This window comes from Bacillus cereus group sp. BcHK124 (assembly GCF_027712065.1).
Classification (GTDB): domain Bacteria; phylum Bacillota; class Bacilli; order Bacillales; family Bacillaceae_G; genus Bacillus_A; species Bacillus_A pacificus.
The window spans coordinates 20723-33638 of record NZ_JAQFPJ010000023.1; the positions used below are offsets into that span (position 1 = coordinate 20723).

Below are 12916 nucleotides of genomic sequence, written 5' to 3' on the forward strand. Positions count from 1 at the left end.
AGGTGCAAACTTACCATGAAAAAAATAGCATTAGCGGTATTAAGCCTTGGCCTACTTGTAAGTGGGTGTAGTGCAGGTGCCGACAAAGATGAAAAAGTGGTTGAGAAATCGGGGAAAGCAAAAGAGCAAGCAATCGTCCCGAATTACTCTATTTCGGATGAATATTATAAGACGACTATTCCATTTGAGGGAGGAAACGCACGTGGCTTAGTTGTGCAAGGAGTAAGTAATCGTCTTGATATAGATGAATTTGAAACAGGATTAATGCGTATTGCGAAAGAATCATTTAGTACGAAAGATAATGTTTTAAAAGGCGGAAAGGCCCTAGATACTCAGCATATACAGATGCTTGTTAAAAGAAAACGTACAGATGCAGAACAAAAGAAACTAGAAGATACACTAAAAAAAGATGCGGTTAAATTCCCGAACATAGGGTTGAATCCTGCATTAGGTACAGGATCCGAATCATTAGAAGTGAAAAATAAAAAAAATCCAATATATATTTCAAATATTTTAGAGCATGATTATTATGTGAACAAAGGCGAAAAAAATGAGCGTAGCGGCATTGTAGTTGGATTAGCGATGAATTCGGTTCATTATTATGAGGAAGAGCATGGTTATCCGCGTGAGGCTGCAATTTCGAATGAAAAGATGTTAGCGGAAGGGAAAAAAATGGTGCCAGAAATCTTGAAAGTTATGCATCAACAAGATCCTGAGACAAAAAACCTTCCGATAACATTTGCGATTTATCGTCAGGCTCCAAAGTCTTCGCTTGTGCCAGGTAACTTTGTTTCTTATGCGAATGTTGAAAAAGGCAGTGAAACAGTTGAGGATTGGAAACAAATTAATGAGAAATATTATTTGTTCCCATCTGAACAAGCGAAAACAGATAATAAACGTGAAGATCTGGCGAGAGTATCAAACTTCAAGGCAAAATTAAGTGATTATTTCCAAGGCGACTATACAGCTGTTATCGGTACTGGTATGTATAGAGACGATGAATTAAGAGAAATAAAGCTCGATATTCCTGTCCAGTTTAATGGGAAAGCAGAAATAATTGGCTTTACACAATATGTAGCCGGGCTTGTTATGGAATACTTCCCGAATTATATGAAAGTACAAGTAACGATTAAATCTGTAGAGCGTCCAGAAGCGATTATTATACGTGAAGCGAAGCAAGATGAACCGTATGTGAAAATTTTAGATTAAATACAAGGGCTGTTCCTTTATGGAACGGCTTTTTTTCTTGGGTAATTTTGTTATAATTTAAAATGTTGTAAATAATGGGGTAAGGGGTAAAGCGCATGGACGAATTAAGTTTTCAAGTCATTATTTTATTAATTGCATTCGGTTTTTTAGCAGCTTTTATTGATTCAGTTGTTGGTGGTGGAGGATTAATTTCGCTTCCGGCACTTATGTTTGTTGGTTTACCACCAGCTTCGGCAATTGCAACGAATAAATTAGCTGCAACGATGGGGACGTTTACGAGTGTGATTTACTTTATTCGATCGGGAAAGGTTGATTTTAAAATTGTAGGAAAGTTAATCCCGTTAACTATTATAGGGGCAGTCGCAGGTGCTTTAGTAGTAAAGTTTATTCCGCCGGATATTTTACGTCCGTTAGTGCTTGTGATGTTGGTGTTTATTGCCATTTATATTATTGCGAAAAAGGATTGGGGAAGTGTATCTACCTATAAGAAGATGACGAAAAGAAAAACATTAATATTTTTCTTTGTTATTTTAATGATAGGGTTTTACGATGGGTTTTTTGGACCAGGGACAGGATCCTTCTTAATTTTTGCATTTTTATTAATTGGTTTGGATTTTATTCAAGCAGCAGCATCTGGAAAACTTTTGAACTTTGTTAGTAATATCGTATCGTTAATCACTTTTTTATTTTTAGACGTAATTCATTTTGAATACGGTATTATTATGGGATTATCGATGATTTTGGGCGCTTATTTTGGATCGAAATTTGCAGTTCAAAAAGGTGTTGGATATGTAAGAACTTTATTCTTGTTAGTAACTATTTTATTGATTAGCAAAAACGTTTTGGAATATACTCATATTTTGTAGAGTTATACATTTGTATAACTCTATTTTTTTATTATATTTTAAAAATTAATTAATTTTTAAAATATAAGTCTAGGAATATTTGAATAAATCTAAATTATCGTGTAGAATAATGTTGTAAAATGTAAACGTTTTTCTAAGGGGAGGCTAAAAATAATGGTAGTAGCATACAAACATGAGCCATTTACAGATTTTTCAGTAGAGGCTAACAAATTAGCGTTTGAAGAAGGTTTAAAGAAAGTAGAATCTTATCTTGGACAAGACTATCCATTAATTATTGGGGGAGAAAAAATCACTACAGAAGACAAAATTGTTTCTGTAAACCCTGCAAATAAAGAGGAACTTGTTGGTCGCGTTTCAAAAGCAAGCCGTGAGTTAGCTGAAAAAGCAATGCAAGTAGCGGATGAAACATTCCAAACTTGGAGAAAGTCAAAACCAGAAATGCGTGCAGACATTTTATTCCGTGCTGCAGCGATCGTTCGTCGTAGAAAACATGAATTCTCTGCTATTCTTGTAAAAGAAGCAGGTAAACCATGGAATGAGGCAGATGCTGATACAGCAGAAGCAATCGACTTTATGGAATATTATGGTCGTCAAATGTTGAAATTAAAAGACGGAATTCCAGTAGAAAGCCGTCCAATTGAATATAATCGTTTCTCTTACATTCCATTAGGAGTAGGTGTTATCATTTCTCCTTGGAACTTCCCATTCGCAATTATGGCAGGTATGACAACAGCTGCTTTAGTTTCTGGTAATACAGTATTACTAAAACCAGCTAGTACAACTCCTGTAGTAGCAGCGAAATTCATGGAAGTATTAGAAGAAGCTGGCTTACCAGCTGGCGTAGTAAACTTCGTACCAGGTAGTGGTTCTGAAGTTGGTGATTACTTAGTAGATCACCCTCGTACACGTTTCATTAGCTTCACTGGATCTCGTGATGTAGGTATCCGTATTTATGAGCGTGCAGCGAAAGTAAACCCAGGCCAAATTTGGTTAAAACGCGTTATCGCTGAAATGGGTGGTAAAGATACAATCGTTGTTGATAAAGAAGCAGATCTTGAATTAGCAGCTAAATCTATCGTTGCATCAGCATTCGGATTCTCAGGACAAAAATGTTCTGCATGTTCTCGTGCAGTAATCCACGAAGATGTATACGATCACGTATTAAATCGTGCTGTTGAATTAACGAAAGAATTAACAGTTGCTAACCCAGCTGTATTAGGTACAAACATGGGTCCTGTTAATGACCAAGCTGCATTCGATAAAGTAATGAGCTATGTTGCAATTGGTAAAGAAGAAGGTAGAATCTTAGCAGGTGGCGAAGGAGACGATTCTAAAGGCTGGTTCATCCAACCAACAATCGTTGCTGACGTTGCAGAAGATGCTCGCCTAATGAAAGAAGAAATCTTCGGACCAGTAGTAGCATTCTGTAAAGCAAAAGACTTTGACCATGCACTTGCGATTGCAAACAATACAGAATACGGTTTAACAGGAGCAGTTATCTCTAACAACCGTGATCATATTGAAAAAGCGCGTGAAGACTTCCACGTAGGTAACTTATACTTCAACCGTGGATGTACTGGTGCAATCGTAGGATACCAACCATTTGGTGGCTTTAACATGTCTGGTACAGATTCTAAAGCTGGTGGCCCTGACTACTTAGCACTTCACATGCAAGCAAAAACTACTTCTGAAACTTTATAAGAAATAGTAGAAGAGATCTTCGCAGTCTGCGAAGATCTCTTTTTTCTGCTTATATGTGGATTAAGATACATATAAGCAGAAAAAATAATATAAGGTTTACTTCAGTAAAATAAGGTATATTATATTGGTTGAATAAATTCTCTTTCAAGAAAAGAAAAGTAGGTGAACAAAATGGGAAAATATCAATTGGATTATAAAGGTCAGGTAGCTGTCGCAAAGTTTCATGAAAAACAGACGCCTGTCAAATTTGATAAAAAGCAGCAAATTGAAAAATTGCGTGCGGAGTATTTGAAAAAGAAACAAAAACAAACAGATAAATAGTAGGAGAAACTAGTTAATTTGAATAAAAAACACTTACCATATATTACTATCTGGTAATTGGAACTAGCTAAACCCTATTCATATCAGGATAAACATGTAAATAGAAACAAAACAATGAGAAAAGTTGACTTATTAGTCACATTTTTTTGTATTCATTTTAAGGATTTCCTGTATAATACAATTTGAAAGAAAATCTATGGTTTGACAAGAAACACTCTTTTCGGTTTTGCTCACTGAAGAGAGTGTTTTTTTGTAGCTAAAAACTCCTCTGTACTCATTACATTTGCATAGACACCATTTAAACTAGCTAAAATTGTGTTATGAATATAAACGGCTGGTATAGTAGCATTCTTAAAAGAAAGGTCTTTTGTAGCACAAGCATCATGTATAACAGTACATTGCAAGCCGAAATCAAAGGCAGCCCTTACAGTAGCATCAATACACATATGAGTCATCATCCCGCATATGACAACGTGTTCAATAGCTAAACGTTGTAATTGCTTTAGAAGATCAGTTTCGCGAAAACTATTTGGATAATGCTTGAGTATAACCGTTTCTTCTCTAAGTGGGCGTACACTTTCATGAATATGTACACCTTCTGTATTGGGGAGGAAAAAAGTAGCGTCCTCTTTTATTGCTACATGTTGGATATGAAAAATAGGTTCGTTTTTCTTTCTAAAGAGCTGTAGTAGCCGACGGGCATATGCGCTTGCTTCGACTGGATTACGTAATTCCATTTTGCCGTGTGGAAAATAATCATTTTGAATATCAATGAGTAAAAGAGCTGTTTTCATATATTTATCTTCCTCCGATTTCATATTCAAATAATGGTATTCAATTAGTAGAGAAGATTATCCTTTTAAAAAATATGCAAGAGGAGAATTTTACATAACTTTAAAGATTACTATTTTTTCTTGAATTTTTCATCTGAAAATTTTAATAAAGAAATAATTAATATTTTTCTAAAAAATGTATTGACTCTTATTATTCTGAGTTCTATAATGAGAATTAATTAAACGACAATTAAATCGATACATTCTTATCCAGAGAGGTGGAGGGACTGGCCCTACGATACCTCAGCAACGGGTTTTTTTAATACCGTGCTAACTCCAGCAAGCCTATGAAAGGCTTGGAAGATGAGAAGATGTGAACGAGTACATATAAGTGCTCTCCTTCTTATCTTTATGGTTGATAAGAAGGAGAGCACTTTTTATTTTACCTCGAGAGCTCTGCTTCAAGTTTTCACAGCATATAGGAGGGGAAAAAATGATTTCTTTTAACAATGTAAGTAAAGTATATGAAACAGGTGGGCAATCTGTTCATGCGGTGGAGGATGTAACATTATCAGTTGAGAAAGGCGAAATTTTTGGCATTATCGGTTTTAGTGGCGCTGGAAAGAGTACGTTATTACGCCTAGTAAACATGTTAGAGAGACCAACGGCAGGAACGATTTCAATAGATGATAAAGAGATTACATCATTATCGACGAAAGAATTACGGAAGCTAAGACAAAGAATCGGGATGATTTTTCAAAGTTTTAATTTATTTAATTCAAGAACAGTATTTGGGAATATTGCTTATCCATTAAAGTTAGCGAAAGTACCAAAGAATGAGATAAAAGAAAGAGTAAATGAATTGCTGAAGTTTGTAGGGTTAGAAGATAAAGCAAACAATTACCCAGAGCAGCTATCAGGTGGACAAAAGCAGCGTGTTGGTATTGCTAGAGCGCTCGCAACATCACCAGATATTCTTATATGTGACGAAGCAACATCAGCTTTAGATCCAGAAACAACGACAGAAATTTTGAACTTATTAAAGAAAGTAAATCGAGAATACAACTTAACAATTCTTCTTATTACACATGAAATGCATGTTGTGAAAGAAATTTGTCACCGTGTAGCTGTAATGGAGAAAGGAAAAGTTATTGAAGAAGGAAAACTGTTTGATGTTTTCACACAACCAAAAACAAAGACGACTCAAAACTTTGTACGTTCTGTTATTAATGATCATTTACCGGAAAGTGTTTTAGCAAAAATTCAAAATGGTGGTCAGATTTATCGTCTAACATTTACTGGCGAGGAGACAGGACAGCCAGTACTATCATATATCGCAAAAAACTATAATGTCGATGTAAATGTACTGTACGGAAATATTATTGAACTTCAAAATGTGCTATTTGGAAATCTTCTTGTAGAATTGCAAGGTGAACAGAGGGAAATTCAAAAAGCATTACAACATCTAAGACTGCAAGTGCAGCTGAAGGAGGTAGAAGCTCATGCGAGTTGATTGGAGTATATTTTGGCCGCGCATAGTAGATGCGACGGGGGATACTCTCTTAATGGTAATTGTAACCCTTATATTTGCTACAATTCTTGGTATACCTCTAGGTTTACTTCTATATGTAACGAGAAAAGGAAACTTTTTAGAAAATAAATGGGTCTTTTCTATTCTTAATATTATCATTAATACAATTCGTCCGATTCCATTCATCATCTTCTTAGTAGCTTTAAGCCCGCTAACAAGAAGTGTTATCGGAACGACAATTGGAACGGCGGCAGCAATTTTCCCAATGACGTTAGTTGCATCAATCGGTATTGCTAGAATGGTTGAAACAAATCTTGTTTCTGTTCCGAAAGGGGTAATCGAAGCAGCTCAAGCGATGGGTGCTTCACCAATTAGAATTGTTTTTGAAATCCTTGTACCAGAAGCGTTAGCGCCATTAATTTTAGGTGTTACATTTATGACAGTTGGTTTAATTGAATTTTCTGCAGTGGCTGGGCTTGTCGGTGGTGGCGGTCTTGGTGACTTAGCAATGACATATGGTTATCAACGTTTTGATACATCAGTTATGTTCGTAACGGTCGTTTTACTTATTATTCTCGTACAGTTAGCTCAAAATTTAGGAAACTACTTTGCGAAAGTCTTTTTACGCAGATCATAAAAAGAAAGAGGGGAAAGAAAATGAAGAAAATTTTAGCATTTGCATTATCAGCGATTGTAGGGGTTTCAGCGTTAAGCGGTTGCTCAAGTGGAGACACGGGGGCAGGGGCGAAAGAAAAAGTAGTTCGTGTCGGTGTAACTGGAACGGATGGAGACGCTTGGGAAATTTTGAAGAGGAAAGCTGAAAAAGAAGGAATTAAAGTTAAACTGGTTGAGTTCTCTGATTACACGACGCCAAATAAAGCGTTAGCTGATGGAGATATTGAGCTAAACTCATTCCAGCATATTGCTTTCTTAGAGCAATTTAAAAAGGAGCATAAATTAGATATTACAGCTGTTGGTACAACGCAAATTGCACCAATGGGTTTATACTCTGAAAAACATAAGAAAGCAAATGAAATTCCAGATGGTTCTGAAATTGCGATTCCCAATGATCCAACGAACCAAGCACGTGCATTAAAACTTCTTGATGCAGCTGGGTTATTAAAGCTTAAGAAAGACTTTGGCTTATTTGGAGATCCAAGCGGCATTGCTGAAAATCCGAAGAAATTAAAAATTACACCGGTTATCGCACAGCAAACACCTCGTGTATTAAAAGATGTTGCAGCTTCAGTTATTAATAACGGTGTTGCTGGTCAAGCTGGATTAGATCCAGCTAAGGATCCAATTTTCTTAGAAGATCCAAAGAATGAAAATGCGAAGCCATATATTAATATTTTCGCAGCTCGTACGAAAGATAAAGATGATCCAACACTGAAAAAAGTAATTGAACTGTATCATTCAAAAGAAGTAACAGAGGCAATTAAGAAAGAAACAAATGATGGTTCCATTTCAGTAGATCTTTCACTTGATGAGCTTGAAAAGATCGTAAAATAATGATTGGGTTTAATGGACTAACAGAAGGAACCCCTCCGCTGTTAGTTCGTTCAACATATAATCTACTTAACAAACAAAACAAACCCTAATTCTGTACCTTCCAATTCTGTATAACATAGAATCCAATGTTTGTTAAGTAGAGTAATGGACCAGGAGTTTTCCTGGTCTTTTTTTATTACTGAAAGCAACTAGCAAGTAGTAAGGTAATCCAAATTATAATGGGGTAAGAAAATAAGCTGAACACGAGTGTAATTACGAATTGCTTTTTTTGAATTAAGTGTTTTTGGGATGAAAAAAAGAAAATAGAAAAGATAACAATGAAAACAGCTGATATTACGCCCGGATTATAGGAGCGGTAAATAAAAAACAAAATAATATGTTGAACAGAGTTGAAGAAGATAGCTCCTTGTATAAAAATAATCCAGTATATAGAAGACAAGAAGTTTAGTTGATATAGAAAGACGATAAGTAAGACAAAGAGAGTTAATACAGAAATTGCAATGAAAAATTGTTGGCTAGTTATAAAAGTAATTGAAAATTGATTAGCAAGATATTGTGGCATTTGGAAAGATTCTTCAAGGTTATGAATGAGAAATAACAAGGGAATCATCCAAAGCATAATAGTGGAATGTTTTTTAAACAACTTACATCGCTCCAATATAGAGATAGAAAGCCTAAAAAGGCCTTCTATCCAGAGAGATTCATTCGATTATAATATTTTTAAAATTATTTTTATGATGCCCTTGTTCTTTCGGATAAGCAGCTAGCTCCTCTTGCAAAATATTTAGTATTTGCTGAGCTTGTTGCTGGATTGGAGTAGGTAGCTCTTCTAATATATGCATACCCATTTTTATTTTTGTACGAATTACCTTCCTTATTAATTCCTCATGCATGCACGACACCTCCAAAACGAATGTTTAGTACATCGTCTTCAAATTTTGCTCCTTGAATAGAAAGGTGTGTTAACGTTTTGGGTAATGTGATGTTTCGTTTAACAGAACCAGCACGAATGATAAGCTCGTCACCTTTTTGATTTAATGCAAGTTCACTTTTGTTAGAGAAGGGAATGGACAGAACGAAAATATACTCATCGCCATCTTTTTTTACATATTGAGTGCGACCGTTAAATTTTACTTCAGTAGGACAATAATCTTCTTTAAATAAAGCATCTCCAACGCGTTCTAACATAGGTAAGCCAACAACTTCTTGTTCAAACATTGGAGCTTCGTAAATAGGAAGTGGATCAAAACTATTTTGAATTAATGTTTTATATTTCTTTTGAGTATCTTTCCAAGCTTGAAAATAAGGATCGATGACAGTGTTAGGGATGACGCGGTTAATCATAATCGCATCTACGTTATAATCGTATAAATTTAAATACGTAAAGCTACGCTGAGCCTCTTTAATGACCATTTTTTCGGGATTTACAACGATGCGGATACTTGTTACGTCTCGGTTTGATAAAATATCTCTCATTTCTCCAAGTTGTTCAAGTGTATTTGTTAATTCGTCCATAATATCATCGGTTGGAAGGGGGACACCAAGAAGTGGTTGAGCTACAGGGCGAACAACTTTTAAAACTTTTCTTTTAATAGGGAAGAGTTTTTCCATCCACCAGCCGAGCATGTCTGGAAAACTGAGCATTGCTAATGTTTCTCCTGTTGGAGCACAATCAATGATAATAACGTCATATGTGTTTTGTTTATAATAATCGAGTACGCGAAGTAAACTAATTAAATCTTCCATACCGGGAAACATCGTTAACTCTTCGGTTGTAATATCATCAGCTGCTTTGGAAGTGAAAAGTAGTGTAATATATTTCTGTAACTTTCCCCAGCCCTTTTCCATTTCATAAATTGTATTAATTTCTTGTGCCCATAGGTTTTCACGAATTTCTAATGGTTCAGAAGATAGTTTTATACCAAATGAATCTCCTAAACTATGAGCTGGGTCTGTGCTCATTACTAAAGTTTTTAATCCTTGTTTTGCGCTTTGAAGTGCAGTTGCCGCTGAAATGCTAGTTTTTCCTACGCCGCCTTTACCTGTATACAAAATAATTCTCATCATTCATATCCCCTTTGTTTCGAATATCGAATATTACGAGTGACGAAATAAATAATTGAATAAAAACCCAACTAGGGTTTTATTCAATCGGAATGTTTTTCATTTTAGGTGTAGAAACCTTTTCTTCTGTTTTTTGTTGTGACGTAGCAATGTAATTCATAATCTTTTGGAAGATTTGTAGTAAAAATGCTTTTTCTTCTTCCGATAATGCTTCGGTCACTAGGTTAAAATAATAGGCTGCATTTTGTTTTACTTCTTGAACGAGCATTACGCCGTTTTCTGTTAAACGAATTAATACAATGCGTCGGTCGTTTTCATCACGGTATCTTTCAATATATCCTTTTTTTACAAGGCGATTTACAACACCTGTCGTTGTACTCATCGGTATATCAAGAAGATCAGCGATTTTTGTCATTGTAATATCCGTATTTCGCTCCATCCAAAGTAAACAAAATACTTCAGTTTTAGAAAGTGTTAAATCTAAGCTTACCCATTCTTCAGGATAGAAAAGTTTCTTGGCGTTATCTAGCAGTAAGTCTAAAAAATGTTCGTATTGCAACAATTAATTCCACTCCCGTATATTTCGAGGTTCGTAATATTTATTTTTATTTTATGTAGAATTGAAATAAATGTCAATGTTTTTAACTGTTTTTTCAGATTAGAAAGAAAACTATCTTTAAAATAATATTTTTTTGTGATAGATTTATAAATAGTAAACTAGAATTTACATAAAAATCCATCATGGTAAATATACTTATCTATAATGGATGTACAGCTAACGAGGGGGAGAACGATGAGAAGACGTAATACGCAAGCGTTCACGTTTTTAGCATGGACTTCATTTGTTTGCGCGCTTTCAGGTATGCTAATTGGAATTTATACGCTAGATGAAACGCTTAGTGTAAAAGGATATTATTTACTTGGAACATTATTTTTAACGATGTCTTGTTTTGTATTACAAAAAACAATTCGTGATAATGAAGAAGATAACGAGAGATTTCCGAAAAATAAACCGTTAGATAAAGAGTAAATCGTAAAGAAAGGCGTTTGCCTTTCTTTTTTTATGTAAAAATGCTGTAAGTGCCGTGTGTTGACTTGCTTGAAGTACTGAAAATTTGGTATCATCAATAGTATTGTAGATTGAACGATATATTATGGAGGTGGCCTAGCCGTGTCAAGAATTTCCGTTGAGAATGTAAAGCACGTAGCACATTTAGCACGTCTTGCAATTACTGATCAAGAAGCAGAAAAATTTCAAAAACAACTAGATGCAATTGTTACATTTGCAGAACAGTTAAATGAATTAGATACAACAGATGTAAAACCAACAACTCATGTATTAACTATGAAAAATGTTATGCGTGAAGATGTACCAGAAAAAGGTTTACCAGTTGAAGAAGTATTAAAAAATGCACCGGATCACAAAGATAATCAAATCCGTGTTCCAGCAGTATTAGAATAGAGGAGGGGAATTTCGATGTCATTATTTGATCATTCAGTATCAGAGTTACATAAGAAATTAAACAACAAAGAAATTTCCGTTACGGATTTAGTAGAAGAATCTTACAAACGTATTGCGGATGTTGAAGATAACGTAAAAGCTTTTCTTACATTAGATGAAGAAAACGCACGCGCGAAAGCGAAAGAATTAGATGCGAAAATTGGTGCTGAAGATAATGGTTTATTATTCGGTATGCCAATCGGTGTTAAAGATAACATTGTAACTAACGGTCTTCGTACGACTTGTGCAAGCAAAATGTTAGCAAACTTCGATCCAATTTATGATGCGACAGTTGTGCAAAAGCTAAAAGCTGCTGACACAATTACAATCGGTAAATTAAATATGGACGAGTTCGCAATGGGCTCTTCAAATGAAAACTCAGGTTTCTACGCTACGAAAAATCCGTGGAACTTAGATTACGTTCCAGGCGGATCTAGTGGTGGTTCTGCAGCAGCTGTAGCAGCAGGAGAAGTATTATTCTCTCTAGGTTCTGATACGGGTGGTTCTATCCGTCAACCAGCTGCATATTGCGGCGTTGTAGGTTTAAAACCAACTTACGGACGTGTATCTCGTTACGGATTAGTAGCATTTGCATCTTCACTTGATCAAATCGGACCGATTACACGTACAGTAGAAGACAATGCATACTTATTACAAGCTATTTCAGGTCTTGACCGTATGGATGCAACTTCTGCTAACGTTGAAGTAGGAAACTACTTAGCTGGTTTAACAGGCGACGTTAAAGGTTTACGCATTGCTGTACCGAAAGAATACTTAGGAGAAGGTGTTGGCGAAGAAGCTCGTGAGTCAGTACTAGCTGCTTTAAAAGTATTAGAAGGTATGGGCGCAACTTGGGAGGAAGTATCTCTTCCACACTCTAAATACGCTCTAGCAACGTATTACTTATTATCTTCTTCTGAAGCATCAGCTAACCTTTCACGCTTTGATGGCGTACGTTATGGTGTTCGTTCTGATAATGTGAATAACTTAATGGATCTTTACAAAAACACACGTAGCGAAGGCTTCGGTGATGAAGTAAAACGTCGTATTATGCTTGGTACATTTGCTCTTAGCTCTGGTTACTATGATGCATATTACAAAAAAGCACAACAAGTACGTACATTAATTAAAAACGACTTTGAAAATGTATTTGCTAACTACGATGTTATTATTGGACCAACAACGCCAACTCCGGCATTTAAAGTGGGCGAAAAAGTTGATGATCCAATGACAATGTATGCAAATGACATTTTAACAATCCCAGTAAACTTAGCAGGTGTTCCAGCGATTTCTGTTCCATGTGGATTCGGTGCTAACAACATGCCACTTGGTTTACAAATCATTGGTAAACACTTCGATGAAGCGACAATTTACCGCGTTGCACATGCGTTTGAGCAAGCAACAGACCATCATACAAAAAAAGCAAGTCTGTAAGGAG

15 protein-coding genes and 1 riboswitch are annotated in these 12916 nt (G+C 35.6%); of the genes, 10 read left to right on the forward strand and 5 right to left on the reverse strand.

Annotated features, from left to right (window positions below; all coding sequences use genetic code 11):
• Nucleotides 1-15 precede the first annotated feature (15 nt).
• The 4 genes from PDK19_RS23225 (at nucleotide 16) to PDK19_RS23240 (ending at nucleotide 4097) form a co-directional block, all read left to right on the forward strand.
• Nucleotides 16-1209 (forward strand): CamS family sex pheromone protein, encoded by a 1194-nt coding sequence (locus PDK19_RS23225; RefSeq protein WP_014893357.1) that lies wholly within the window; start codon nucleotides 16-18, stop codon nucleotides 1207-1209.
• A gap of 95 nt (nucleotides 1210-1304) precedes the next feature.
• Nucleotides 1305-2075, forward strand: a complete 771-nt coding sequence (locus PDK19_RS23230; protein WP_262723085.1) for a TSUP family transporter — start codon at nucleotides 1305-1307, stop codon at nucleotides 2073-2075.
• Between the two features lie 153 nt (nucleotides 2076-2228).
• Nucleotides 2229-3776, forward strand: a complete 1548-nt coding sequence (gene pruA, locus PDK19_RS23235; protein WP_000259559.1) for an L-glutamate gamma-semialdehyde dehydrogenase — start codon at nucleotides 2229-2231, stop codon at nucleotides 3774-3776.
• Between the two features lie 171 nt (nucleotides 3777-3947).
• Entirely contained in the window at nucleotides 3948-4097 is a 150-nt protein-coding gene (locus tag PDK19_RS23240) for a hypothetical protein (protein ID WP_000521648.1), read from the forward strand.
• 230 nt (nucleotides 4098-4327) lie between these two features.
• On the opposite strand, the gene PDK19_RS23245 is transcribed toward PDK19_RS23240, so the two are convergent.
• On the reverse strand, nucleotides 4328-4891 hold the full coding sequence (locus tag PDK19_RS23245; RefSeq protein WP_000844890.1) for a cysteine hydrolase family protein: 564 nt from the start codon (nucleotides 4889-4891) through the stop codon (nucleotides 4328-4330).
• Between the two features lie 242 nt (nucleotides 4892-5133).
• Nucleotides 5134-5240, forward strand: a riboswitch (SAM riboswitch).
• A gap of 123 nt (nucleotides 5241-5363) precedes the next feature.
• Here PDK19_RS23245 and PDK19_RS23250 point away from each other — a divergent pair.
• From PDK19_RS23250 to PDK19_RS23260, 3 genes are read left to right on the forward strand one after another with little or no spacing between them, the layout of a single operon-like run.
• Nucleotides 5364-6383, forward strand: coding sequence for a methionine ABC transporter ATP-binding protein (locus tag PDK19_RS23250; protein ID WP_000622992.1), 1020 nt, complete (start codon nucleotides 5364-5366; stop codon nucleotides 6381-6383).
• Nucleotides 6373-7038, forward strand: coding sequence for a methionine ABC transporter permease (locus PDK19_RS23255; protein ID WP_001261879.1), 666 nt, complete (start codon nucleotides 6373-6375; stop codon nucleotides 7036-7038). The genes PDK19_RS23250 and PDK19_RS23255 overlap by 11 nt, the downstream gene beginning before the upstream one ends.
• Before the next feature lie 20 nt (nucleotides 7039-7058).
• Entirely contained in the window at nucleotides 7059-7913 is an 855-nt protein-coding gene (locus tag PDK19_RS23260; RefSeq protein WP_000721607.1) for a MetQ/NlpA family ABC transporter substrate-binding protein, read from the forward strand.
• Between the two features lie 175 nt (nucleotides 7914-8088).
• On the opposite strand, the gene PDK19_RS23265 is transcribed toward PDK19_RS23260, so the two are convergent.
• The 4 genes from PDK19_RS23265 to PDK19_RS23280 form a co-directional block, all read right to left on the reverse strand.
• Complete coding sequence (locus tag PDK19_RS23265) at nucleotides 8089-8556, reverse strand: HXXEE domain-containing protein (protein WP_011039940.1); 468 nt, start codon at nucleotides 8554-8556, stop codon at nucleotides 8089-8091.
• A gap of 58 nt (nucleotides 8557-8614) precedes the next feature.
• Entirely contained in the window at nucleotides 8615-8806 is a 192-nt protein-coding gene (locus PDK19_RS23270) for a DUF3926 domain-containing protein (protein ID WP_049111664.1), read from the reverse strand.
• Nucleotides 8799-9980 carry an ArsA family ATPase gene (locus PDK19_RS23275; protein ID WP_002026876.1) on the reverse strand — a complete coding sequence of 394 codons (1182 nt, stop codon included), beginning with the start codon at nucleotides 9978-9980 and terminating at the stop codon, nucleotides 8799-8801. Before PDK19_RS23275 ends, PDK19_RS23270 begins: the two co-directional genes overlap by 8 nt.
• 76 nt (nucleotides 9981-10056) lie before the next feature.
• On the reverse strand, nucleotides 10057-10539 hold the full coding sequence (locus tag PDK19_RS23280; RefSeq protein ID WP_000942487.1) for a MarR family winged helix-turn-helix transcriptional regulator: 483 nt from the start codon (nucleotides 10537-10539) through the stop codon (nucleotides 10057-10059).
• 231 nt (nucleotides 10540-10770) lie between these two features.
• On the opposite strand from PDK19_RS23280, the gene PDK19_RS23285 reads away from it, so the two are divergent.
• From PDK19_RS23285 to gatA, 3 genes are all read left to right on the forward strand, one after another.
• Nucleotides 10771-11007 (forward strand): YiaA/YiaB family inner membrane protein, encoded by a 237-nt coding sequence (locus PDK19_RS23285; protein WP_001254396.1) that lies wholly within the window; start codon nucleotides 10771-10773, stop codon nucleotides 11005-11007.
• A 141-nt stretch (nucleotides 11008-11148) separates the two neighbouring features.
• Nucleotides 11149-11439: an Asp-tRNA(Asn)/Glu-tRNA(Gln) amidotransferase subunit GatC gene (gene gatC, locus PDK19_RS23290; RefSeq protein ID WP_000086999.1), complete on the forward strand. Its 291-nt coding sequence runs from the start codon at nucleotides 11149-11151 to the stop codon at nucleotides 11437-11439.
• 15 nt (nucleotides 11440-11454) lie between these two features.
• A complete protein-coding gene (gene gatA, locus PDK19_RS23295) occupies nucleotides 11455-12912 on the forward strand; it encodes an Asp-tRNA(Asn)/Glu-tRNA(Gln) amidotransferase subunit GatA (RefSeq protein WP_000051445.1) in 1458 nt (485 codons plus the stop codon).
• Nucleotides 12913-12916 lie beyond the last annotated feature (4 nt).